We start from the raw sequence: 24,470 nt of genomic DNA on the forward strand, positions 1-24,470 counted from the left end.
CGCCCGTGCCGTCGCTCTTCACGCGAACCTTTACGTTGTAATCCACTACCCGTTTGACCGGTACCAGGATCTTCATGCGGAACTCCCTTGAATCAAAAAAACGGGGCGGCGTGCCGTGATGTCGGCGACCGCCGCCCTCGAACATGCGAAATTGCCTACGAACCCACTCGCGAACTTACTCTATTTCGCGCCCTTTCGTCTCGGGCAACATGAATGCGGTAATCAAAACCACGAGATAGGCGCCGCCGGCGAACATGCCAATGGCCGTGCCCAGACCGCTCGTCTTGGCCAGATAGCCGACCAGACTCGGGAACAGTGCGCCGATACCGCGCCCGAAGTTATACGCGAAGCCTTGCCCGTTGGCACGCACGGCCGACGGAAACAGTTCCGTGAGATACGCGCCCATGCCGCTGAAAATGCCCGATGCCGCGAACCCCAGCGGGAAGCCGAGGATCAGCATCTGATCGTTGCTCAGTTGGATCTGCGTGTAGACGTAGATGCTCACGCCCGAGAGCACGGCGAAAATCAGCAGGTTCGCGCGACGCCCCAGCCGGTCCGTCAGATACGCCCCCGTCAGGTAGCCGATGAACGAACCGAGAATGATCACGAGCAGGTAGCCGCCCGTGCCGATCACCGACAGATGACGCTCCGTCTTCAGGAACGTGGGCAACCATGTCGTCACGGCGTAGTACCCGCCCTGCACGCCGGTACACAGCAGCGCCGAGAGTACGGTCGTCTTGATCAGCGACGGCGAAAAAATTGCCCATGCCGACGTACGCTTGGCCGCCGACTCCTCACGCTTGCGCGTGCGCTCGAAGAGCTCCGGTTCGGGAACGTTCTTGCGGATGAAGAGCACGAACACCGCAGGAATCACGCCGATCCAGAACAGCACACGCCACGCGTACTCTTCCGGCAAGAACGAAAACGAGGCCGTGTAGCACAGCGCCGCCACCGCCCACCCGATCGCCCAGCCGCTTTGCACGGTCCCCACGGCGCGGCCGCGATACTCGGTGCGCACGATCTCGCCCATGAGCACCGAGCCCACCGCCCACTCACCACCGAACCCCAGCCCCTGCAACGCACGCAGGACGAAGATCTGCTCGAAGTTCTGCGCAAAGCCGATGAGCACGGTGCAGACGGAGAACCAGAGAATCGTCACCTGAAGAATACGCACCCGACCGAAGCGATCGGCCAGCACCCCGGCGAGCCAGCCACCGATGGCCGAGAACAGCAACGTCACGGTCGCCAGCATGCCCGCCTGTCCCTTGTCGATGCTGAACACGGTAATCAGTGTCGAGATCACGAAGGTGAACACCATGAAATCGAGCGCATCGAGCGCCCACCCGCCGAACGCGGCAATAAACGTATGCCGCTCGGTCTTGTTCATCTGGCGATACCAATTCATCTTGTCTCCTCCTTGAGCCTCGGAATCTTCTGGGAAACCGTTCGAAAGCAAACGCGCGTTATGCACGAAAGTCGTGCGCGAACGTCATGCGTGAACGTCGTGCAAACGTCGAAAAATGCTTGAACGGAAAATGCATAAGCGGAAAGTGCCTAAGCGGAAAATGCTCAAGCGGTTTTTGGAAAACCGTACAGACGCGCCGGGTTGTCCACGAGAATGCGACGGCGCGTCTCGGCATCCGGCGCCCACTGCGGCAGCAGGTTGCGCAAGGCGCCGGTATTCGGCATGCGCGTGAGCGACACGTGCGGCCAGTCGCTTCCCCACACCATGCGATCGGGCGCGTCGTCGATGAGCGCCTGAGCGAACGGTGTGACGTCGTCGAATGCGGGGAAACGCTCGCTGATGCGATAGGCGCCGGAGAGCTTGACCCAGTACCCGTGGTCCCGCACAAGTGAGCGCAACGCGGAAAACCCCGGCGAATCCAGCCCCTGCGCAACGGGGGTATGCCCCATGTGATCGACGATCCCCGGCACCGGCAGCGACGTCATGCGCGGCATCAATTCGGGCAACGCATTCACGTCCATCAGGAACTGCATGTGCCAGCCCAGGTCCTTGATGCGATGCGCAAGCGTCTCCATCGCCGTGAAGCCGATGCCACCGCCGAAGAGCACGTTGATGCGCAGACCGCGCACGCCCGCCGCATGCATCGCTTCGAGTTCGGCGTCCGTTACTTCCGGCGACACCACGGCAATGCCGCGCAGCCGGTCCGGGTGGCGGCGCAGCGTCTCGAGCATGTAGCGGTTGTCGGTACCGTATACGCTGATCTGCACCAGCACGCCGTAAGTCATACCCGTGGCGTCGAGCATGGCGAGGTATTTGTCTTCAGGCGCGGGCGGCGGCGTGTAGCTGCGCTCGGCCACCATCGGATACGCGTCGCTTGCGGCCACCACATGGGCATGGGTGTCGACGGCGCCGAACGGCACCTCGAACGTGGGCGGATCGATCTCCGGCAGCGGGCCAAGACACAGCGGCGCGCCGGCAGCGGAAGTTGCGGTCATGTCGACTCCTCAGTTAAATCAGTTTCCCGGGATTCATGATGCCGGCCGGATCGAACACGGCCTTGATCTCGCGCATCAGACGCAGTTCCAGCGGCGACTTGTACTTCGCAAAGTAGTCTCGCTTGAGTTGTCCGATGCCATGCTCGGCGCTGATGCTGCCGCCAAAACGCGCGACTTCGTCGAGCACTTCGGCTGTGATCGCTTCGCCCTGCTTCGCCATGAAATCCGCCGGCGCGCCCGCGGGACGCGACAGGTTGTAATGCAGATTACCGTCGCCGAAATGACCGAAGATGAACGGACGCACCTGGGGGCAAACGCGTCGCACACGCGCCTCGGCGCTCGTCATGAACGCCGGGATCGATTCGATCGGCAGCGACACGTCATGCTTCAGATGCGGGCCGTCGGCGCGTTGCGCCTCGGAGATTTCCTCGCGCAGCTTCCACATTTCCTCGACTTGTCCAAGCGTGGACGACACCACGGCGTCGGCGCACAGATCGCGCTCGATGGCCGTCTCGATCACGCGTTCGAGCAATGCCGCCAGCGCCTGCTCGTCCGCTGTGTCGGCCAGCTCGATCAGCACGTAACCGGCATGTCGCTCGCCGAACGGCGCACGCACGCCAGGCACGTGCGCCATCACGAGATCCACGCACTCGCCGGTAAAAAACTCGAACGCCTGCATGCGCGGGCCGCACTCTGCGAACAGCAGTTCGTAAAGTTCGAGCGCCTGACGCGGCGACGTCACCGCCGCAATCACGACCTGACGCACGGGCGTGGGCGCATACAGACGCAGCGCCGCCGCCGTGATGATGCCCAGCGTGCCTTCGGAGCCGATAAGCAACTGTTTGAGGTCGTAACCGGTGTTGTCCTTGCGCAGCGTTCGCAAGCCATGAAGAATTTCGCCGTTGGGCAGTACCGCCTCGACGCCGAGCACCAGTTCACGCGTCATGCCATAACGCACGACGTTCACGCCACCGGCGTTCGTTGCCAGGTTGCCACCGAGTTGGCAGGAACCTTCGGCCGCAAGACTGAGCGGCAGCAGCCGGTTCGCGTCGCGCGCCGCGCGTTGCAGATCTTCGAGGATGCATCCGGCCTCGGCGACCAGCGTATTGGCAATGGTGTCCAGGCTGCGCACCGCATTCATGCGGTCGAGGCTCAGCACCACGTTGCGCTCGGACTTGTCAGGCGTCGCGCCGCCGCACAGGCCCGTGTTGCCACCACGCGGCACAACCGGCGTGGCCGTGCCCTGGCACAGCGAGAGGATTCTGGCGACGTCTTCGGTCGAGCGCGGACGCACGACGGCCTGCGCGTGGCCGCGATACATGCCGCGCCAGTCGGCGAGCCACGGCGCAACGTCGTCGGCGGACGTCAATACGCTATCGGCGCCCACGGCATCGATGAGACGTTGAGCAAAAGCGGTGATGGTCATAGGTTCACGCGTCGGGGATCGGGGGAGGTTCAGTCGCAGTTCAGTGGCACGTCAGTCAGCGCTCAGCCAGCGTTCAGCCGCGGGTCGGCGCAATCGCGCCGGTGATGATGTCGCGCCCGGGCAGCGTCAGCCCGAGCCGCGCCGAGGCACGTAGCAAATGCGAGAGCGACGCCGCCTTCGCGAGCAGCGGATCGCGCGCCTTGATGGCATTGAAGACCGCCACGTGTTCCTGATGCACCTGCGCGGCGAGGCCTTCGTGGCGCAGCGTATTCGTACGCGCTGCCTGCACGACCTGCCGGATTTGCAGGTTCAGGTATTGCAGCAGATCGGCGTAGTAGCGGTTGTGCGTGGCGCGGGCAATCGCGGCGTGAAAGGCGGTATCGAACTCGACGCCGTTCTCCGGGTGATAGAGGTTCGTCTCCAGTCCCACGAGAATCTCTTCGAGTCGACGAATGTCCTCGTCGGTATGTCGCACGGCGGCGAGCGCGGCGGCGGTGCTCTCCAGATCGAGCCGCAGTTCGTAGACGCTGGCGAGGTCGGCGGCGTCCTGCCCGACCGGCACCTGAAAACCGCTTTGCGGCGTGCGCGCCTTCACCGTGACGCCCGCTCCCTGGCGACTGTCGATCAGCCCCTGCGCGCGCAAACGCTCCGTTACCTCACGGATGACCGCAGGACTTACGCCGTACGTTTCGGCAAGCTGCTTGCCGGTCGGCAACCGGGTGCCGACGGGATAGACGCCCTGCCGGATCGCATCCTGCAACTGCTGCGCGACCTGCTCGGTCAGGGTCTTGGGCTTGGTGGTCATCCTCTCACATCGTCCAATGCTTTTCTGGTTTGCATGTTATCTGAAAACTTTTCGTGTGCGACACCGCGTTAACCCTTAATGCTTAGCCTTTAACCCGTCTTGCGGCGTTTCGACATTCCGGGGTTCCGACGTTCGGCGTCATGCCATCGGCCACGTCAACCGTCACGCCCTCAAAAAACAAAAGCGGCGAGAGCGCTCTGGCCATCGCCGCTGTCGAACCATGCGGGCGTTGGGCCCGCGTCGATCTCAGAAACCGATCAGGGCTTCGGTCACGTGACCGACGTTCGGCGGCGCCGCGAAGCACTCGCTCACCAGTGCGCGCCATTGTTGGAAGGCGTCCGAATTGCGGAAATGCACGGTGTGGTCTTCCAGCGTTTCCCAGGTCACGACGAGGCTGTAGTGCGTCGGTTGCTCGATGGACTTGAGCAGGCGCATGCCGTGGCAGCCCTTCGAGCCCTTGAACAGAGGCGCGGCCTTCGCAACACCTTGCTCGAACTCGGCCTCTTTGCCGGGCTTCACTTCGATCTGGGCGATTTCAAAAATCATGGTTTTCCTCAGTGATGGGTCGTGGTGAGTGCGCGTTGATGTGTGCCGGTGCGCATGTCGATGGACGCCCGATTCTATACCGCGCCCTCTCGAGACGCATCGCGCTCGCCGTGTCTGCGCCTCGTCGCTTCTGGTCATTCCTCGTCGTTTCCATTCCCGCCCCTTCCACGAGACAGTGCGATGTGCACGCATAGGGCGCATGCACGAAGATCGGTCATGTCGGCCCGGCGCGGCACCACAGACGTGCAAAAACCCGCGTCGAACGCCACATCGCCAGACAAAACATCCATAAGAATCAATCAACTAACAATATCTGGCATCGCTCTTGCGTATCTTCATTTCTTGTCACGTTTGCACCAAAAGAGCACATTCATGCCCAACTCCCATCCCCCCGGCGACGTGCTGTTCCTCTTGCTCGGCGCGATCCTGGTGCTTGCCATGCACGCCGGTTTTGCGTTCCTTGAGCTTGGCACTGTCCGCAAAAAGAATCAGGTCAACGCGCTGGTCAAGATCCTGACGGACTTCGCCGTCTCAGGACTCGCGTATTTCTTCATCGGCTATCCACTCGCCTACGGCGTCGATTTCTGGTCGAGCGCCACGGTACTCGCCGAGCACAACGGCTACGCGCTGATCAAGTTCTTCTTCCTGCTCACATTCGCGGCGGCCATTCCGGCCATCGTGTCCGGTGGCATTGCGGAGCGCGCCAGATTCCATCCGCAGTCTGTCGCGACGTTCTTCCTCGTCGGCGTGATCTACCCGTGCTTCGAAGGGATTGCGTGGAACGGCCATCTCGGCATTCAGGACTGGCTCACCCGCGCGCTCGGCGCACCGTTCCACGATTTCGCGGGGTCGGTGGTCGTACACGCCGTGGGCGGATGGATCGGGCTTGCGGCGGTATTGCACCTCGGTGCGCGTCGCGGTCGTTACAACGGTCAGGGGCAGGTCTCGGCACATCCGCCGTCGTCGATCCCGTTTCTCGCATTGGGCGCGTGGATTCTGATCGTCGGCTGGTTCGGTTTCAACGTGATGAGCGCGCAGCGCGTCGGTGGCATTTCGGGACTGGTCGCCGTGAACTCGCTCATGGCGATGGTCGGTGGCACGTTGATGGCGATGTGGATCGGCAAGGACGACCCCGGCTTCATTCACAACGGCCCGCTGGCCGGTCTCGTTGCCGTGTGTGCGGGCTCGGACGTCATGCATCCGCTCGGCGCACTGGTCGTGGGTGCGGTGGCCGGTGGCCTGTTCGTGTGGCTCTTCACCGTGACGCAAAACCGTTTGCGTATCGACGACGTGCTCGGCGTGTGGCCGCTGCACGGGGTATGCGGCATCTGGGGCGGCCTTGCTGCGGGAATCTTCGGGCAAACGTGGCTCGGCGGGATGGGCGGTGTGAGCTTCATCGCCCAGGTCGTCGGCACGGTCATGGGCGTGGTCATTGCGTTCGTCGGCGGCTACGTCGTGTATGGCGTTATCAAACGGATCACCGGACTACGGCTCGACGACGAGCAGGAGTACTACGGCGCCGACCTCTCGATCCACAAGATCACGGCGACGCCGGAGCGCGAGACGAACTGGTGATCGGGCATCGCGGCCGATCACCGAACGTCCGCGCAGCCTGCGTCACTGACGACGCGACTTGGGGATCTGCACCTTCAGTACTCGGTATCGGAACCCCGTCGCCGACACCGCACGCTGCCTCAAATCCAGGTGGACTCGACCTCGATACGTCGCGTGTCACGGCGCTCGGCGCGGCTGTCTGCCAGCCCGACCGGCATGTCGCGCCCCGGCATCGACTCACCTTCAGGCACCGGCGCGGCGATGCGCGGCTGCACGTTCGTCTGCTGTCTGATTCCGTCCCTCTGCTCTGCGTCGTCCTGCGTCGCCATACAGGGCAATGCACCGACCACCCGCTCCAGCAGCGCCGCGCTCCAGTGTTGATACAGCAGCAGCAGGCGATACGACGCCCGTACCGGCGTCGTACTGCCGCTCTCCCAGGCGTCGCCCGTCCACCGCTGGCCCCATGGGCTCTCCGCAGGATGCAGACTCAGGTAATTCAGACCGTCGACGCTCGACGCATGACATGGCACATCGAATTCGCCGCAGGCAAGCGCGATCTGACTTGCGGACAAAGGACGCTGGGAAGCGAGTAAGCACTCGCACAAGGTTGGCTGCGATGCAATCCTCGCAAGCAGCGGTGTATCGCAATGCTGTGCGAGTTGCGTCACGCGCGCGACGCGGCGTTGTATCGCCCCTTTGTCTTCGCACGACACATGCGCCAGCCGTTCGCACAACGCATGCCATCGCCGCGTGAGGCTCGCGGCGTCGCAAGCGAAGGCCTCGTTGCGCGCCCACGTGCCGAGCAGGCTGGTCACTGCGCGACACGAGTCGAGCATCAGTCCGGCGACACGCAGAATGCCGCGATAACCGTCGGCCGTATCCGATGCGCCGGAGAACCACGAAGGTATCCATAGCCCCAACCGCGCGGGCGGCACGGCCGAATTGGCGAACGTAAACAGCGTGGCCACATCGCGTGCGCGGGTGAGCCTCGCCAGCGTGTTCCGCCATGACGGCACGGATGCCGCGGATGCTGCCCCAGCCGACGGCAGCAACACGCACGCTTCGAGCAAACGACACCCCGCATCCATTCGCTTGAGAATTTCATCCACCGCGTGGTGGCGAATGAGCGTGGGCGAACCCAACGACTGCGTCAATACGCCCTTGACGCCTTCGAGCGCCAGCAGCGACCAGTCCGCCCACGGCACGCCAAACGGCGTATTGGCCGCGGTCATGCCTCGCACGACACCGCCGTCCATGCCCGGGGGGATATCGGTGGGGACGCCGGTGGGGAGGTCGGGGTTAGGGTCTGAGTGGCTTCCGACATCCCCTTCACGCTCTCGATAGATGCCCGCCGCGATCACGCCGAGCAACGACAGATTGCCCAGGAGCGACAGGATGTCGCGTGCGGCACGAAAGCCCCAACCACGCCGACCGGTCGCCGCCACGGTGTCGAGCCAGGCGCTCACGTCGTCACAAAGACGTTCGACATGCCGTGTCTCGGACGCCGAGGCGATTTCACCCTGAGTGGGCGCCAACATCGCCTCGACCTGCCGCTGGTTCTGCGCCAGACGCGCGTCGCGCGCATGCGCCAACGCGAACTCCTTGCGATAGAAGTGCTGGCTGGGCCCGGTCGTCACCCAGAGGCCTGCCCACGCTGTCGCAAAGGGCTTCGCCAGTGCCGGATCGACACGACGCAACGTCGTCGCTCCGTGGGCCTGCCGCGTCTCGGCATCCGTCTGAAGTTGCACATTGCGCGCAGCGTTAGTGGCCAAGGTCAGTCTCATGCCGAAGTCCGCCCGCGCCGCGCGACGGCACGCCGCCGCCTCGCGCGTGCCTGGCGGATCGATCGCCACTTCCGTGCGCTCCTTCATCCCCCAGTCCGGCCCCCGGCCGCTTGCGCCTGCACACTGTTGGTACCACATCGCATCCTCCCCGCCAGAACGTCGCCGGACCCGCCGGCAAACCGTCGACTATAGGGAGATGACATCGAACGCGCGGCGTCCTACAGGACGGACACGCGCCCATTCCACTGCACGCAGGCATCGACGCGTGTGCGTCTTCCCTCGTCAGCGTCACCCCAGCGAGTGCCCACTTACGCAGCTTGTGCATACGCTTATGCAGACGCTCGTGCACGCGCTTGCGCACAATATCGGCCCTGCGGAATCGCGTCCCCTCTCGCCAAGTGCCGATGCGTCGCGGTAGACTTTCGCCACATCGGACGTCTACGGTCGTCTCAGGCGCTCCGGCGAGCGCCCACTTCGCTCAATCGTTATGTCTACCAACACATCTGCTCAACCGCCCGTCGCGACGCCTGTGCTCGCCCCGGGCCTCCCCCTCGTCGCCCTGACCCCCGAGGAGATTCCGTTGGGCGAAGCCCTGCCCTGGGCCATCGTCGACCGTAACGGCGAGCCGCTGCTGGCCGCTGGCGACATCGTGCCGACGCAGGCGGGACGCGACTGGCTGTTCACCGCATTCGTGCCCCATCGCGTGGCTACGCTCGGTGAGGACGAGACGGCGTTGGCGGACGTCGACGTCGCGACGCAAGCCCCCACTGACGCGGCTCCCGCTGTCGCAGCGGCCGCTGCGGGTATGCCGGCGCAGTATGCACTCGCAGACCTGAATCTGCGTCCCGGCGACTGGTTGCAGATTCAGTTGCCGCCCGGCGCAGGTTCGCAACGCGTGCGCACCCGTGTCATCGGTCATGCGCCGAATCAGATGCTGTTTGTCACGGCACCCACCGGCCGCGCCGCGCCCCCTACCCTGCAAGCGAGCGAACGCCTCGAACTCTGGACGTTCTCGGGCGAAGACATTTATCACTTCGTCTGCACGGTCGAGCGCGTCGAGCGCACGCCATTCGATTACGTCGTCCTCTCGGCGCCGGCACAGATCCGTCGCAAGGTGCTGCGCCGCTCGCAGCGCGTACCCGCCAGGCTCGTCGTCTCGGTGGGCATTGCAGACGCCAGTGCCAGTGCCAGTGCCAACACAACGGCGCCCTCGCGCCATCTTGCCTTGTTGCAGGACATCAGCGCCGAAGGTGTGTCGCTGCTCGCGGACACGCCACTGGGCGCACCGGGCGAGACCGTGCAGCTGGCCTTCCGTGTGCGCGTGGGCGACATCGACATGCCGATCGACACCGCCGGCACGATTCGCGGCGTGCAGCAAGGCGAGGACGGACATCTGCACGGCATCGAACTCTCGGCCCCCGAACCATCGCATTACGTCGCCCTCAAGTGCTATGTCTACGAGCGCCTCCTCGCGCTCGGGAGCGCCTGATGGTCAAGACGAACGCCCCGGACGCCGAACGCCCGCGCACACTCGCCAGCCAGACCCTTTTCCGAGGACTCGATATCGTGGAAGCGGTGGCGGCCGGTATCGATACCGTGCCCGCACTATCTGCACATACGGGCATTACACCGTCGACCACGCACCGCATTGCATCGGCGCTCGTGCACGCGGGCTACCTGCGTTTCGAGCCGCGTCGCGGCTATCGGCTTGGTAACAAGCTCATCGAACTGGGCTTTCTCGCGTATCGTCAGATCGACCTGCCGCGCGTGGCGCGCCCGACACTCGAAATGCTCGCCAGCGAAACGCAGGACACCGTGCACCTGGCTATCGCCGACGGCTGGGAAGTGATGTATCTGGATAAGCTCCCCGGTCAACGCGCGATCGAGATCAGCTCGCGCATAGGCGGGCGCAAGCCGATTTGCGTGACGGGCGTGGGCAAGGCCCTGCTGCTCGATCAGGACGAGGCGCAATGGCGCGCGCAGCTTGAGCACTATCAGTCGCAGGCGCCGTCGCATCCCGTCGATACCGATGCCTGGCTCGCCCGCATGCACGACTACGCGCGCCACGGCTATGCGCTGGATCTGGAGGACGACACGCCGCAGATTCGTTGCGTGGCTGCCCCCATCTATGACGCGAGTCAGCGCATCGTCGCCGCCATCAGCGTGTCGAGCACGACCAAGTACATGAGCCGCGAGCGCATGCAGGAACTCGTGCCGAGCGTGAAGCACGCGGCGGCACAGATCAGCCGTCAACTTGGCTGGTCGGGCAACCCGCGCGGATAAAACAGCAACAAAAAAAGCCGGCCCGTCTGACGAGGGCCGGCATCGGCACGGAGAGGCCACTTGCTAAATATGACGTTGGGTGACGCCTTGGGTGAAATCCGTATGGGCACGAAGCCCATGGGCGACGCTTCGCGCCAGTGCAACGAAGCGACGCCAACGCACAACGTGTCGTCGTGCGTCTTCCTGCCCGTCGATCAGGCCGCGCGGCGCTTGAGCAGGTCGAGCGCGACGTCGACGATCATGTCCTCCTGACCACCCACCATGCGACGCTGGCCCAGTTCCACCAGAATGTCCACGGTCTTCAGTTCGTAACGCGCAGCCGCCGCTTCCGCATGACGCAGGAAGCTCGAATACACGCCGGCATAGCCGAGCGCCAGCGTTTCGCGGTCCACACGCACGGCGCGGTCCTGCAACGGGCGCACGATGTCGTCGGCCGCATCCATGAGCGTGTACAGATCGCAACCGTGGTTCCAGCCCAGACGCGACGCGGCTGCGATGAACACTTCCAGCGGGGCATTGCCCGCGCCGGCGCCCATGCCGGCCAGACTCGCATCGATACGATCGCAACCCTCTTCCACGGCGACGATCGAGTTCGCCACGCCCAGGCTCAGGTTGTGGTGCGCATGCATGCCGGTCAGCGTCTCGGGCTTGAGCACATCTTTGAATGCGCGGAAGCGATCGCGCACATCGTTCATACCCAGCGCACCACCGGAATCGACCACGTAGATGCACTCCGCACCGTACGATTCCATCAGCTTGGCCTGCTCGGCCAGATGCTGCGGCGTCGTCATGTGGCTCATCATCAGGAAGCCCACCGTGTCCATGCCGAGTTCGCGGGCATAGGCAATGTGCTGACGGGAGACGTCGGCTTCCGTGCAATGCGTGGCAATCCGCACCACGCGTGCACCAGCGTCATAGGCTTCGCGCAGGTCATGCACCGTGCCGACACCCGGCAGCAGCAGCGTGGCGACCTTCGCATGGGTGACAGTCTCGGCGACGGCGGCGATCCATTCCAGATCGGTGTGTGCGCCAAAGCCGTAGTTGAAGCTCGAACCGGCAAGGCCGTCGCCGTGCGCCACTTCGATGGAATCGACCTTCGCCTTGTCGAGCGCCGCAGCAATCGCCTTCACGTTGGCGATGCTGTACTGGTGACGAATCGCGTGACTGCCGTCGCGCAGCGTTACGTCGGAGATATAGAGCTTTTTCTGGGTCATGATGAGGTGTGTCTCCTGTTAGCGCGTGCGACGTTCACGCCGCGAGCGCCAGGCGGGTGGCGGCGATGCGATCGGCACAGGCCAGCGCAGCGCTGGTCATGATGTCGAGGTTGCCCGCGTAGGCCGGCAGGTAGTGCGCGGCGCCTTCCACTTCGAGGAATACCGAGGTCTTCAGACCCGTGAGTTTGCCCAGTCCCGGCACGTTGAGCGGACGCGATGCGTCGAACAGCTCGAACTGCACCTTCTGCTTGAGACGGTAGCCCGGCACGTACGCGTGCACCTTGTCGACCATCGCCTGAATGCTGGCTTCGATCGCGGCCTGATCGCCCGGCTCGGAGAGCACGAACACCGTGTCGCGCATGATGAGCGGCGGCTCGGCCGGATTGAGCACGATGATCGCCTTGCCGCGCGAGGCGCCGCCCAGCACTTCAATGGCCTTGGACGTCGTTTCGGTGAATTCGTCGATGTTGGCGCGCGTGCCCGGGCCTGCCGACTTGCTGGAAATCGATGCGACGATTTCGGCGTAGTGCACCTTGGCGACTTGCGAAATGGCCGCGACCATCGGAATCGTCGCCTGGCCGCCACACGTCACCATGTTGATGTTGCGGGCATCGAGGTGTGCGTCGAGATTGATCGACGGAATCACGTACGGGCCAATGGCCGCCGGCGTCAGATCGATCACCTGCACGCCCCGGGCTTGCAGTAACTCGTTGTGATGCGCATGGGCTTTGGCCGACGTCGCGTCGAAGGCGATGCGGATGTCCTCGAAGCCCGGCATGGCCAGCAAGCCGTCGATGCCGCCTGCCGTCACGGGCACGCCCAGGCGCTGCGCGCGCGCCAGACCGTCCGAGGCCGGGTCGATACCGACCATCGCGCCCATTTCCAGATGCTCGCTGTTGCGCATCACCTTGATCATCAGGTCGGTGCCAATGTTGCCCGAGCCAATGATCGCCACTTTCTGTTTGCGTCGTTCCGTCACTGTCGTCTCCTGAACGTATCCGTCCACCGGTATGAAGCGCATCGTAATTCCGCCTCATCGTTAATGTCAACATGTAAACATGGATCTCACATATTGAGATTAAAGACATCAACGGCTTATCCACATTTTTTGTTCACAAGCCCGTTGATAACTTGCGGAAAAGCATCGCAAGTGCCTGATCCGACAAGGAAGATTTTCCGCGCGCGAAAGTTGGGCCACGTGCTGCAAAACGAGGCGTGGCGCGGGTTTGCAGGGCACTTCGTTATCCACAGAATCTGTTTGCAAGCCGGTGGACAACTCGCGGATAGCTATCGCAAGTGCTTGATCGGAAGGAGAAAAAACATTGAGCGCATTTGCTGCGCCACGGTGACTGCCTCTGTCCGTATCGGTCGACGCAGAATCCGATGGAACGCGGCAAGGGCACGGTGCGATTCCGCAGGCGTGTGTTATCCACAGAAAATGTTCACAACCCGGTGAATAACGCGTCGATATCCGCAGTATGTCTTTGACGCCAAAGGACTTCTTTGACGCGCAGCGGCTTCGGTCAATCGGCGCCTGTCTACGGGGCAAGCCAGAGAAATCACGCAAACCACAGCGCCGAACGAACTGTCCCGACGCCGGCGGGGTCTAGTAGACGCTTTCTGATGGCCAACCCGGCGATGGCGTTATACGGTTCGCGTACCGCCCGTCGGGCGCACGTTTCCAAATCCTCCCCCTCATCGGCACATCGAAGCACCGAAGCACCGAAACAGTACGGTGTCGAAGCTCTGCATCGACCCGTTCCCGCAACACCATTCACGTCACCATGACTACGCCCCCCCAGATCACCGGGCGGCTCGCGCCATCGATTTCACTCGCATCGCCAGCCACACCCATCCGCCATTCCCGCAACCCAAGGTTCGCTGCGCTGACATTGGCGCTCAGCCTGGCGGCACTTTTTTGTCCCAGCGCCGCGCATGCGGACGATTCGCCTGGCGTCATCTCGACCTGGACAGGTGCTATCGCCGACGAATTTCGCGAGGTCGCCACGCAGGGAGCGAGCGACCTTTATGTCCCGTTGCATACCCACCATCTGCGATTCGCGTACACGAGCGAGAAGATCGCGCAGTTCAACGAAAACCCGTGGGGCCTCGGATACGGACGCGCGCTCTCCGACGGCAAGCACGGCTCGCGCATGCTGTACGCCATGGCGTTCAAGGATTCGCATAACGACTGGTCGCCGATGGCGGGCTACGGGCGCATCTGGAATGTCGCGAACGCTGGCCCCGTTCGCTTCGGTCTCGGGTATACCGTCTTCCTGATGTCTCGCTCGGACACGCTTGGTGGCGTGCCTTTCCCCGCCGCATTGCCGCTAGTCGAAGTGGGACTCGGGCGCGCGGCGCTCGCCACAGCCTATATCCCCGGCGGTAAAGGCAACGGCAACGTGCTGTTCATCTTCGGGCGCTATACGTTCGGCAAACCGGGCTGATCTCAGGCGGACGTTTCGCCATAGACCTCCGCCGCCTCAGAAGCAACGTCGGACACCGGCATGGTGCGCGCGTACCATGCGCCAAAGCCTGCGATATAACAATAGGCAAGTGCCGGCACCAGAAACGACAGCACGATCCCGACGCCATCGGCCAGCGCGCCTTGCAGATAAGGCAGCACTGCACCGCCGACGATCGCCATGCAAATCAGTCCACCGCCTTCGCTTACCCTCGCGCCCAGCCCGCCCACGGACAACGAGAAAATCGTCGGAAACATGATCGCATTGCCCAGGCCGCATGCCAGCAGCAGCCACATAGCGAAAGATGCCGGCAGCACCAGCGACACCAGTATCAACGTGAGGTTGTAGAGCGCGCAGAGGCTCAGCATTCGCCCGGGCGACACCTTCCGCAGCAGCCACGCACCGACGAATCGCCCCACCATCGCCCCGCCCCAGTACAGCGCGAGATAACGGCTCGCGTGCGCGTGATCGGCAATGCCCGTTGGCGTTTGGGTCAGGTAGACGATCAAGAAACTTCCGATACTCACTTCCGCGCCAACATAAAGAAATAGCGCCACGATGCCGTAACGCAAGGGACGGTGCGCCAACAGGCTGCGCACATTGCCGAGGATGCCCGGTGGCGACGCGTCGTTCGCGCGCGGCTCCGGCAAGGTCAGACGCCACAGGGCAACGCCACCCAACACCAGCACGGCGGCGAGCAATCCGTACGGACCCCGCACGGAATCGACCGGGTGAGCGCCGAGCGCGACTGCCGAACTCGCCTGCGGCGCGAGGATCCAGAGCGCGGCGAGCGGCGGGCCGACGGTGGTGCCCAGCGAGTTGAACGCCTGCACCAGCGTGAGACGACTGGCCGCCGCCCCTCGCGAACCGAGGGTCTCGACATAGGCGTTTACCGCGACCTGCAACAAGGTAATGCCGCTTGCGAGCACGAACAGGGCGGCGAGAAAGCAAGGGTAGGAAACGAGTGCGGCTGCCGGGAAGAACAACGCACAGCCGAGTCCGGCGAGCCAGAGCGAACTCGCAAGCGCGCGCCGGAAGCCGACCCGGGCGGTGTACTGTCCTGCCGGATACGACACGACGAAGTACGCGGCGAAGAAACTCGACTGAATGAGCGCCGCGTCGCGATACGTCAGGTCGAAGGCGGCCTTGAAGTGAGGCACCAGAATGTCGTTGAGCGACGTAATGAGCCCCATCGCGAAGAAAAGCGTCGCCAGCATCGCGAGTACGCGATTCGCGGAAGGCGGTGGGGAAGATAAAAAAGCAGGGCAAGCAGAAGAAGTGGAAGAAGCCGGAGGACGACGAGAGGACGAAGCGAGCGTCGTTGCATCGGGAGAACCAGGGTCACGTGTGCGGTCGACAGGCATGCATGGCTCCAGGTAAAGAGGCGAGTCTGGGCAGTGTAGACCGCACTATCGATGCCGGGATACGAGAGGAATCCGAATTTTGTGTGACACCCACTGGTTCGTCATTTTGTCGGCATGCCGCGAAAAGGGCCCGTTCTCCCTTGTTTTTCACCGTTTTCGGCTCTTGTCAGCCGACGCCTTTTGATCGACTATCCGCAGCATAGGACATGCCGCCACATTCGGGAAAACATCATGCGGGGTTTCAAAACTTTGGGAATGGCGACGGGTTGGCTCGTCGCAGGCATGCTCGGCTTCGCCGGACACGCGCAAGCGCAATCGCCGGGTGCGGGGCCATCGCGCGTGCCGGTCGCGGCCTGTAACTGCGCACAGATCGTTGCCGACTGTTCGGCGTCTGTCTCGGTGCTGCCCACGCGCGCGCTCGGCGGCGTGTTCTCGGCCGATGTCACGATGCTGACCGACGCCCCGTCGTGCGCCAAGATCGATTACCTGCTCGACGACACGCCTTACGTCACGATTCTGCGCGACGGCACACAAGGCAGCCAGCGTCTGTACGGCACGCGTCCGCTCACGCGCAACAGTCTGTCGCGCATGTCGTGTCACGTGTGTGCGGCAGCGTCCGTGCCGGTGCCCAATGACGGCCTGCCTGCGGACATGGCGCGCGTGGACGGCGCGCCCGGCACCTTCAGCGTGGCCCCGGCGGCTGCCGCACCCGCCACATCCTCCGCAACGACTGCAACCTACGCGCCCCCCGCCGCAGCCGCACAGAACGCGAGCATCGCCGCGACGGCCGCGCCCGGTGCACCAAGTGCGCCAAGCGCAGATACAGCGCTGCCGAGCACCATCGGCGACACGGCCGGACTCAACGCCGTGAATGCCACAAGCGCGGCCAATGCCCAGTCGCCGGAGGTCGCGCGCGATGTCGCCGCCATCAACGCGCCGCCCCCGGCGGGCACCACGATCGTCACGCCGCCCATTCCACCGAATCCACAGATTGCGCCCGGCGCCGTCGTGCCCACGAGTGCGCCGACGGCGTCGCGGCTGGTGAATCCGTCGGGACGCTGGCGCGGCATGTGCACGAATGCACCTCCGTGGTGGGGCCTGTTCGGCAAACCGATGACGCGTCTCATGGCGCTCGCGCTCAACGGGTCGCAGGTGAGCGGCAGCGTCGACGACGTCGAGCCAAACGTTCACACCACCGTGCAGGGCACGCTCGCGGGGGACCGTCTCCAACTCGCGGGCAGCTACGGCGCCAGGCACGACATCACCTTCGGCGCCGACGGCTCGACGCTGACCGACGCGTGGTGCAACAGCGACGGCCGCTGCGAAACCTGCGAAATGCAGCGTTTCTAAGGGGTTTCGAGCGGGAGGTGATCTCGCGGCGTACCACTGAGGCGTCGCGAGATCACGCAACCACCGCATAAAAATCGCGTAAGAATCGAATCGGAATCGGATCGGAATCGAGTCGGAAGCGCGCGAAAATCCGCGTCAAAAAGCGCGTCGAAAGCCCATCGAAAGCGCGCCCGGAACGGGGCTGGAACGGGTCCGGAATGCGCGGAAAGGCGTCACGAAATCGCGCCGCAAATTGAGCGCCTGAATGAGAGACGGAATCGATGTGGCGAGCCAACGTCGTCGCGTTGCGATCGAAACGGTTCGAAAAGCGGTTCGAAATACAGCGTGAACGCCGCAGAGCCTTGTGCGGCAAGCGCGCAACATAATGCGCGCACTACTCGCATAAAGCGATTTCTTAGGTAGAATCGTCGGCGCAGCAAGACGTAACATTCGGGTGGCCGTTCTCCGACGGCACTTTCTTATTCTCATCGATTGGATCGATATGGCAACGGCAAAGAAAGCAGCAGCAAAGAAGGCCCCTGTGGCGAAGAAGGCTCCGGCAGCAAAGAAGGCTCCGGTAGCGAAGAAGGCAGCAGCACCGAAGGCAGCCCCGAAGGCTGCTCCGAAGGCAGCCGCCAAGGTTTCGCCGATCAAGGAAGCACTCAACAAGACCCAGCTCGCAGCACACATCGCCGAAACCTCGGCTGTCGCCGTCAAGGACGTCAAGGCTGTGCTCGCCGCTCTCGAAACCACGATCATCAACTCCCTGCACAAGAAGGGCGCTGGCGAATTCACGCTGCATGGCCTGTTCAAGGTCACGTCGCAACAAATCGCTGCCAAGGCAAAGCGTTTCGGCAAGGACCCGTTCACGGGTGAAGAGCGTTGGTTCCCGGCAAAGCCGGCTTCGGTGCGCGTGAAGGTTCGCCCGCTGAAGAAGGTCAAGGACGCCGCTCAGTAACACCCGCCGACGTGCTGCCGTGAGCTTCACCGCAGCGCGAACGGTCAGGGTTTCAAGCCGTACCTGAAGACGGTGCCGATCTTTCGGCACCGTTTTTTTTCGTCCACACCGTTTGCGCGTTGCGCATCGCTCGTCGAGAAGCGACGCTCGACTTCGTGGTCCTCGGCTACGTTCGCGCGCGCCGCTCACCCGCTCCGCTCTCGATTCGTTACCCAGCGACTCAGGGTTTTCTCTGGGGTTTGTGCGGAGTGGACGCTTCCCACACCGGCCGCTACCATCGCTCGGGACATTCCGCGTCACCAGCGCTCACCCCGCGTCGTTGGTACCTTCCCGACATGCACGCCACTGGCGACGTCTTCGCGAACACAGGAGATTCCGCATGACACGCAAGTCTTCGCGTCACCCGGCTCATGTCGAGTCGTCGTCGAGTCGCCCCGGCCAACGCCCGACGCCCTCGGGTAACGGCAGTGGGCGGTCCCGACGCAATTTCCTCGCCACGCTCGGTGTCGCCGCAATGCCTGCCGGGTTCGTCGGCTCATTGGGCGGCACGCTTGGCAGCGTGCTCACAAGCACCGCCTCTCTTTTCGCCACACCCGCGCACGCGCAAACGGTCGCAGACATCAAGAAGAAGGGCACGCTCAATGTCGGCATGCTGATCGATTTTCCGCCGTATGGCACGACGAACGCGCAGGCGCAGCCCGATGGCTATGACGCCGACGTCGCCCGACTGCTGGCCAGCGATCTCGGCGTGAAGCTCAACCTCGTGCCGGTCACGGGGCCGAACCGCATTCCCTATCTGCTTTCCGGCAAGGTAGATGTGCTCGTCGCATCGCTCGCGATTACGCCGGAGCGCGCCAAACAGGTGCAATTCTCCAAACCGTATGCGGCCGCGACGATTCTTCTGCTGGGCAAGAAAGGCACCTCGATCAAGTCGGCCGCCGATCTGAAAGGGCTGCGCGTGAGCGTGGCGCGTGCGAGCACGCAAGACACCGCCGTGACGAAAACCGCCCCGGAAGGCACCGAAATTCGCCGCTTCGATGACGACGCCGCCGCCATGCAGGCGCTGCTCTCCGGCCAGGTCGATGCCATCGGTTGCTCGGTGACGGTCGCCAACGTCATCAACACGCGCGCCCCGGGCCAGTTCGAGCCCAAGTTCAACCTGCTGCAGCAGGCAATGGGTATCGCGATGCGTCCGAATCAGCCCGAACTGCTGGCCAGCGTAAACGACTTCGTCACACGCAATACCGCCAACGGCGAGTTGAACAAGCGCTATCGAAAGTGGCTCCAGACGGATTTGCCGCCATTGCAGTAAGCGTGGGATCGCCGCGCGTCCGCACTCCGGCGCGCGGCAGGCTTCGCTGTCGGCGGGTCTAGCGGCTCATCGGCCCATGTTCGGCCCCGCATCGGCGTCGCAATCCATCATCGCCCCCTCACAAAGGCCATCGTCGTCCGCCAACGTCATCGGCCCCATCCACTCCCTCACGCCAACTACGCGATCATCCCCCCGGTCGCCAACGTCATTCCGCCAGCGGCAGCGTCTTCCGCACGCCTCACATTGCCCACTGCGCCAACGTCCGCCCCCTATCGAATTGTCCATTTCGATATAGTTTTCTGACAATTTCGATATACCGGCTGCGGCACCGAACCTCACCGAAACCCCTATCTGGCAGCGGCTTCCATTCGAATTCGAAAGTTGTCACAAAAATAATTTTGCTTTCGATGCAATTTAGATATATCGTAAACACGTCTTAACTACATCGATAAGGAGTCGCATCATGCGTGGATCACGTGGCGATTTCATGGGCCGGGGCCCGCTGGACCTCGACAGAATGGATTTTGGCGACGAACGACGCGGTGGGCGTCATGGACGGCGCGGTGGACATGAGGGGTTTGGAGAAGGCCGGTTCGGACGTAGCGACGAAGGCCGCTCGGAGCGTGGAGAGCGTGGAGAGCGTGGAGAGCGTGGAGAGCGCGGGGGCCGGGGCGGACGTGGCGGTGGTCGGCTTTTCAGCCATGGTGGCCTGCGTCTGGTGTTGTTGCACCTGATCGCGCAGCAACCGCGCCACGGTTACGAACTCATCAAAGCCATCGAGGAAAGCGTGAACGGAACGTACAGCCCGAGCGCTGGCGTCGTCTATCCCACGCTTACGCTGCTCGAAGAAATGGGCTACATCCGTGTGCAGGAAAACACCGGCGACAGCCAGCGCAAGTCGTACGAAATCACCGACACCGGCCGCGAGTATCTGGCCGAAAACGAGGATGCCGTGACCGAACTGCTGGCACGACTCGCGAGCCGTCGCGAGCGCTCGGAAGACATGCCGCCGCAAGTCATGCGGGCGTTGCATAACTTCAAATATGCCGTGCATTTGCGGCTGGGCGGCGAGCCGCTCACGACCGAACAGGCCAACGCGTTCGCCGCGATTCTCGACGCGGCAGCACAACAACTGGAGCGACTCTGATGCAAGACAACGCTGCACCGAACGTCACCCCCGATCGCACGCCACAACGCGTGCGCCACGAACTTCGCCTGCGCGTGCTGGAGGTGCGCAGCGTTGACGCGCTCACGCCGAACATGCTGCGCGTGACCCTTGGCGGCGATGACCTGGAGGGTTTCAGCAGCCCCGGCTTCGACGATCACGTCAAACTCTTCTTCCCGAATCCGGCGACCGGTGAGCTGAGCGTGCCTCGCATTGGCCCCGAGGGGATCGCGAAACCAGCCCCCGGCGAAGCCCCGCGACTGATGCGGGACTACACGCCGCGCCGGTTCGACGCCGAGACCAGGACGCTCGTCATCGACTTCGCCATGCACGAGTCCGGCCCTGCCACCGCGTGGGCGCGCTCGGCAAAACCGGGTGACAAGCTCGGTGTCGGTGGCCCGCGCGGATCGTTCATCATCCCCATGAACTTCGACAGTTACGTTCTGATCGGTGACGATACGGCCCTGCCCGCCATCTCGCGACGTCTGGCCGAGCTGCCGGCCGGGGCGCTCGTCTTCGTCTTCGCGGAAGTCGATGGCCCGGCGGATCGGCTGCGTTTTCCGAGTGAAGCCGACGTCGTCGTGGAATGGATCTACCGCGAAGGCACGCCGGCCGGACAGAGCACCGCACTGATCGACGCACTCGAGGTCGCCACCCTGCCCCCCGGCGATCTGCACGCCTGGGTGGCGGCGGAGGCCGGCGTCGCGAAGGCCGTTCGACGTCACCTCGTCGAGACGCGCGGACTCAATCCCAAATGGGTCAAGGCGGCGGCTTACTGGCGCCGCGGCGACGCAGCCGTGCACGAAAATCTGGACGACTGAATCCGCACAACCGAGCCAGGGGCAGCCCGTGTATGCTTTCTACCCACCACTGAAGGAAGAACGCTTGCACAGTATGGATAAACCCCTGCTGCCCCGGACGAATCTGTTTACCGGCTTGCCGTCGCGCCCGTATCCGGCGGCCGCCGAACAGTTCGACACGCTGATCGCGCGGCCAGGCATGCGCGTCGAGCGCATCGTCTCGACGGGACAGGCGTCGCCCACCGGCTTCTGGTACGACCAGCCCCAGCACGAATGGGTGGCGCTGCTGAGCGGCGCGGCCGGGCTAGCCTTCGAGGACTCGCCGGGCCAGACGCTCGTCATGCGTCCCGGCGATACCGTCACGATCGACGCGGGCCGGCGCCATCGGGTTGCCTGGACTGCGCAAGGCGAAACCACCGTCTGGCTGGCGATTCACTACGACTGACACGGTTTGGTCGGGCCTGTCCGCGCCGCTCACCGTCCACTCTACGTCCCGCTTTTTGCCGCTCCCGTTGTTCCTTTGGAGAAATTCCCGGCTGTCTTTCGGAATTGCCTGATAGAAATGCCGGGAACAAATTCCGACTATGAAAACGCGCCCGGGGATGTCGAATTTCGGCACCCGGAGGGCGGTTCACCCATAGGGGGTACGACGACATGGAGCAACGCAAACGACACGACGGTTTCGAACGTTGGGCAGCGGGCGCGACGGCGCGTCAGGCAGGACGGGACGATGCCCGCTGGCGCGTCTTTCGCGCGCCGGAGCAAGCCGACTTTCACGGGTTCGTCGTCTGGTGTTACACGCAAGGCGTGTTTCTGGGGCAGGAGTTCGACCGGCGCACCGACGCTATCACGCACTGTTACGTGCGCAACGGCGCCTGGGCCGTGCAGTTCGATTCCTTCGGAGAAGCCTGCGAGCGCGCCTTCGACATCCACGCGCCCACGCTGATCCTGTATGCGCCGGAGCGCAACGGCAGCGTTTTCATCACCAGCACGGAGCAATAAGCGCGCGGGTGCAGCAGATGCATCAGGTGCATCAGGTACCTCTGTAGCGTCGGGCGCGCAAGACAGCGGGTCGCCGCAACGCTCAGGAGGGCTGGCACCGGCCGGCGAACATGCCGACCGGTGCTTTTTTTACGCGTAATTGCGAATGTCGTCGATTTCGGTCTGGCCGAAGTCGTCACGCTCGGTGAGCGCCAGAATGCGACGGGCGACATCCTCCGGCGAGGCGAGCTGGCCGCTCGACTTGAGCGCCTGAAAGCGCGCCAGCGCCGGGAAACTCTCGACGCTGCTGCTGCGGATCGTCTCCTGCATGCCCGTGTCGACCACCCCGGGGGCGAGCGAGACAGCCTGCACGCCGTGCTCGCGATGCTCCGCGTTGACCACGCGCGTATACATATCCAGCGCGGCCTTGGTCGAGCAATAGACCGCCCAGCCGGCATTCGGATTGCGCCCGGCGCCCGACGAAATATTCACGATCTGGCGCTTGGCCGCGAGCCCCTGTGTAGCGGTGAGAAAGCGTGCCGTGAGCAACATGACGGACGTCACGTTCAGCGCGAAGGCGGCGCCGATGGCCGCCGGGTCCGTCAACGCTGCGGAATTGGCGACCGGGTTGACCGTGCCGGCATTGTTGATCAGCAAATAACGTGCGGCGGGGGTGGCGGCGCGCGGCAGCGAGGCAAAGATGCGCTCAGCGGTCGTTGCGGCGGCTTCGGTGTCGGCCAGATCGACGGCGATCTGCTCCAGTGTGACGCCCTGTGCGCTGGCAAGCGCGGCAAGTTCGTCGTCCGTACGACGGGCCAGCGTCACGAGATGGGTGCCCGGCGTGAGCAAACCGCGTGCGAGCGCGGCACCAAGTCCACGGGAGGCACCGGTAAGAATGGCAATGGTTTGGGACATTGAGAGAGATGCGGTCGGACAACGCCGCAAAATGGCGAACGGGATCGTCATTATCCGCGCATCGTCCAAACACCGCTATACCGACCAAAAGTCGTTTTTTAAGGCAAAACCCGCGAAACCTGCCACATCGGGCGTGCGCCGTGCGTCAAAACGACGCCGGGCGGCACGAAAGCGAAATGGTCTATTGCGGAATATAATCGCGAACTCGGAACGCCTATCAACTAGCCTTCAAACAGGGGCAGACGGCGAGAACTTCGGAACCGTCGGCTCGCAGCGCGGCGCGAGGTTTTCTCGCGCGTCAATGCCCTGAATCACCAAGGTTGTCGCGGTAAAGACAGGTGTTTTAAGTGCACTGCACATTACCGCCTTATGGGTATATATTCCCCCCTCATGGAAACGATACCGAAAGTCATTTCGGCGCCAGTTGCTGCGCCGGCTACTAGCAAAAACGCACGTCCGGTGCCTGCGCGCCCGCGTCAATACGACGCACGCCTCGCCCGCTGGCTTGTTACGCCGCTCGTCGATACGCCGGTCACGCCGAACCACCTCACGACCGTCCGGCTGATCGTCGGACTGGCGTGCACGTGGGCATTCGCACAGGGCAATTACGCGATGGCCAACCTGGGCGCCATCCTGCTCGTGCTCTCGAACTTCATCGACCATACGGACGGTGAGCTTGCCCGCATCAGCGGCAAGACCAGCCGTATCGGTCACCTGTACGACCTGGCTTCCGACGCCCTCGTGACCGTGCTGCTCTTCGGCGGCATCGGCATGGGCGTCGCCGCAGCCGCGCCCGGTCAATATCCGTTGCCCGTGCCGTTGTCGGCCTCGACGCTGGGCTGGATCGCCGGTGTCGCCGTCGCACTGATTTTCTTCCTGCGCATGCGCATCGAGGATCGCGTGGGCAAAGCGGGAACGAAGCAGGCCGCCATTGGCGGTTTCGAGACGGAAGATGTGCTGTATCTGATGCCCCTCGTCACCTTGTTCGACGGCACGCGCGGGTTCCTGATCGCGGCCGCGATCGGCGCACCGCTGTTCGCGCTGCTGGTGATCGCGGATTATGTGCGCGTCATGCGTCGCCCGCTGCCCGTCAAGACAGTTGCGGCGGG

The 24,470-nt window shown here is 63.6% G+C and carries 21 protein-coding genes and 2 pseudogenes; 12 read left to right on the top strand and 11 right to left on the bottom strand.

The window, feature by feature from the left end:
- The 6 genes and pseudogenes from PCA31118_RS16375 to PCA31118_RS16400 form a co-directional block, all read right to left on the bottom strand.
- Nucleotides 1–76, bottom strand: a pseudogene (locus tag PCA31118_RS16375) (electron transfer flavoprotein subunit beta/FixA family protein); the annotation flags it as partial.
- Between the two features lie 99 nt (nt 77–175).
- The gene (locus PCA31118_RS16380) at nt 176–1,405 is read right to left on the bottom strand and encodes an MFS transporter (RefSeq protein ID WP_150626204.1); all 1,230 of its coding nucleotides are present in this window, start codon (nt 1,403–1,405) and stop codon (nt 176–178) included.
- Nucleotides 1,406–1,569: 164 nt separating this feature from the next.
- Nucleotides 1,570–2,460, bottom strand: coding sequence for an amidohydrolase family protein (locus PCA31118_RS16385; protein ID WP_150626205.1), 891 nt, complete (start codon nt 2,458–2,460; stop codon nt 1,570–1,572).
- Between the two features lie 13 nt (nt 2,461–2,473).
- Entirely contained in the window at nt 2,474–3,886 is a 1,413-nt protein-coding gene (locus PCA31118_RS16390; RefSeq protein ID WP_150626206.1) for an FAD-binding oxidoreductase, read from the bottom strand.
- 73 nt (nt 3,887–3,959) lie between these two features.
- Nucleotides 3,960–4,691: a FadR/GntR family transcriptional regulator gene (locus tag PCA31118_RS16395; protein WP_044455036.1), complete on the bottom strand. Its 732-nt coding sequence runs from the start codon at nt 4,689–4,691 to the stop codon at nt 3,960–3,962.
- A 246-nt stretch (nt 4,692–4,937) separates the two neighbouring features.
- On the bottom strand, nt 4,938–5,237 hold the full coding sequence (locus PCA31118_RS16400; protein ID WP_150626207.1) for an antibiotic biosynthesis monooxygenase family protein: 300 nt from the start codon (nt 5,235–5,237) through the stop codon (nt 4,938–4,940).
- A gap of 372 nt (nt 5,238–5,609) precedes the next feature.
- On the opposite strand from PCA31118_RS16400, the gene PCA31118_RS16405 reads away from it, so the two are divergent.
- Nucleotides 5,610–6,812, top strand: a complete 1,203-nt coding sequence (locus PCA31118_RS16405) for an ammonium transporter (RefSeq protein WP_150626208.1) — start codon at nt 5,610–5,612, stop codon at nt 6,810–6,812.
- Nucleotides 6,813–6,931: 119 nt separating this feature from the next.
- Here the strand turns inward: PCA31118_RS16405 and PCA31118_RS16410 are convergent, their stop codons facing one another.
- A complete protein-coding gene (locus PCA31118_RS16410) occupies nt 6,932–8,713 on the bottom strand; it encodes a hypothetical protein (protein ID WP_150626209.1) in 1,782 nt (593 codons plus the stop codon).
- A gap of 349 nt (nt 8,714–9,062) precedes the next feature.
- On the opposite strand from PCA31118_RS16410, the gene PCA31118_RS16415 reads away from it, so the two are divergent.
- The gene (locus PCA31118_RS16415) at nt 9,063–10,064 is read left to right on the top strand and encodes a flagellar brake protein (protein ID WP_150626210.1); all 1,002 of its coding nucleotides are present in this window, start codon (nt 9,063–9,065) and stop codon (nt 10,062–10,064) included.
- The gene (locus PCA31118_RS16420; RefSeq protein ID WP_150626211.1) at nt 10,064–10,858 is read left to right on the top strand and encodes an IclR family transcriptional regulator; all 795 of its coding nucleotides are present in this window, start codon (nt 10,064–10,066) and stop codon (nt 10,856–10,858) included. Before PCA31118_RS16415 ends, PCA31118_RS16420 begins: the two co-directional genes overlap by 1 nt.
- Before the next feature lie 194 nt (nt 10,859–11,052).
- On the opposite strand, the gene dmpG is transcribed toward PCA31118_RS16420, so the two are convergent.
- On the bottom strand, nt 11,053–12,072 hold the full coding sequence (dmpG, locus tag PCA31118_RS16425) for a 4-hydroxy-2-oxovalerate aldolase (RefSeq protein WP_150626212.1): 1,020 nt from the start codon (nt 12,070–12,072) through the stop codon (nt 11,053–11,055).
- Between the two features lie 34 nt (nt 12,073–12,106).
- Nucleotides 12,107–13,051: an acetaldehyde dehydrogenase (acetylating) gene (locus PCA31118_RS16430; RefSeq protein WP_044457875.1), complete on the bottom strand. Its 945-nt coding sequence runs from the start codon at nt 13,049–13,051 to the stop codon at nt 12,107–12,109.
- An 805-nt stretch (nt 13,052–13,856) separates the two neighbouring features.
- Between PCA31118_RS16430 and pagP the strand changes: the two genes are divergently transcribed.
- Nucleotides 13,857–14,519: a lipid IV(A) palmitoyltransferase PagP gene (gene pagP / locus PCA31118_RS16435; protein ID WP_150626213.1), complete on the top strand. Its 663-nt coding sequence runs from the start codon at nt 13,857–13,859 to the stop codon at nt 14,517–14,519.
- A 2-nt stretch (nt 14,520–14,521) separates the two neighbouring features.
- Here pagP and PCA31118_RS16440 read toward each other — a convergent pair whose 3' ends face one another.
- The gene (locus PCA31118_RS16440) at nt 14,522–15,754 is read right to left on the bottom strand and encodes a sugar MFS transporter (protein ID WP_150626214.1); all 1,233 of its coding nucleotides are present in this window, start codon (nt 15,752–15,754) and stop codon (nt 14,522–14,524) included.
- A gap of 378 nt (nt 15,755–16,132) precedes the next feature.
- On the opposite strand from PCA31118_RS16440, the gene PCA31118_RS16445 reads away from it, so the two are divergent.
- The 7 genes from PCA31118_RS16445 (at nt 16,133) to PCA31118_RS16475 (ending at nt 22,467) form a co-directional block, all read left to right on the top strand.
- On the top strand, nt 16,133–17,251 hold the full coding sequence (locus PCA31118_RS16445; protein ID WP_150626215.1) for a hypothetical protein: 1,119 nt from the start codon (nt 16,133–16,135) through the stop codon (nt 17,249–17,251).
- Between the two features lie 481 nt (nt 17,252–17,732).
- Nucleotides 17,733–18,188, top strand: coding sequence for an HU family DNA-binding protein (locus PCA31118_RS16450; protein WP_150626216.1), 456 nt, complete (start codon nt 17,733–17,735; stop codon nt 18,186–18,188).
- Between the two features lie 514 nt (nt 18,189–18,702).
- Nucleotides 18,703–19,500, top strand: coding sequence for a transporter substrate-binding domain-containing protein (locus PCA31118_RS16455; RefSeq protein ID WP_150626381.1), 798 nt, complete (start codon nt 18,703–18,705; stop codon nt 19,498–19,500).
- A gap of 463 nt (nt 19,501–19,963) precedes the next feature.
- The gene (locus PCA31118_RS16460) at nt 19,964–20,647 is read left to right on the top strand and encodes a PadR family transcriptional regulator (RefSeq protein WP_150626217.1); all 684 of its coding nucleotides are present in this window, start codon (nt 19,964–19,966) and stop codon (nt 20,645–20,647) included.
- Nucleotides 20,647–21,486 (top strand): siderophore-interacting protein, encoded by an 840-nt coding sequence (locus PCA31118_RS16465; protein ID WP_150626218.1) that lies wholly within the window; start codon nt 20,647–20,649, stop codon nt 21,484–21,486. The genes PCA31118_RS16460 and PCA31118_RS16465 overlap by 1 nt, the downstream gene beginning before the upstream one ends.
- Nucleotides 21,487–21,559: 73 nt before the next feature.
- Complete coding sequence (locus PCA31118_RS16470; protein WP_150626219.1) at nt 21,560–21,910, top strand: cupin domain-containing protein; 351 nt, start codon at nt 21,560–21,562, stop codon at nt 21,908–21,910.
- A 209-nt stretch (nt 21,911–22,119) separates the two neighbouring features.
- Nucleotides 22,120–22,467, top strand: coding sequence for a hypothetical protein (locus PCA31118_RS16475; protein ID WP_150626220.1), 348 nt, complete (start codon nt 22,120–22,122; stop codon nt 22,465–22,467).
- Between the two features lie 129 nt (nt 22,468–22,596).
- Here PCA31118_RS16475 and PCA31118_RS16480 read toward each other — a convergent pair whose 3' ends face one another.
- The gene (locus PCA31118_RS16480) at nt 22,597–23,361 is read right to left on the bottom strand and encodes an SDR family oxidoreductase (RefSeq protein ID WP_150626221.1); all 765 of its coding nucleotides are present in this window, start codon (nt 23,359–23,361) and stop codon (nt 22,597–22,599) included.
- Between the two features lie 390 nt (nt 23,362–23,751).
- Between PCA31118_RS16480 and PCA31118_RS27555 the strand changes: the two are divergent.
- Nucleotides 23,752–24,441: pseudogene (locus tag PCA31118_RS27555) on the top strand (CDP-alcohol phosphatidyltransferase family protein); the annotation flags it as partial.
- Between the last annotated feature and the right edge of the window lie 29 nt (nt 24,442–24,470).

The sequence above is a fragment of the Pandoraea captiosa genome (assembly GCF_902459775.1).
In the GTDB taxonomy this organism is placed as follows: Bacteria; Pseudomonadota; Gammaproteobacteria; order Burkholderiales; family Burkholderiaceae; genus Pandoraea; species Pandoraea captiosa.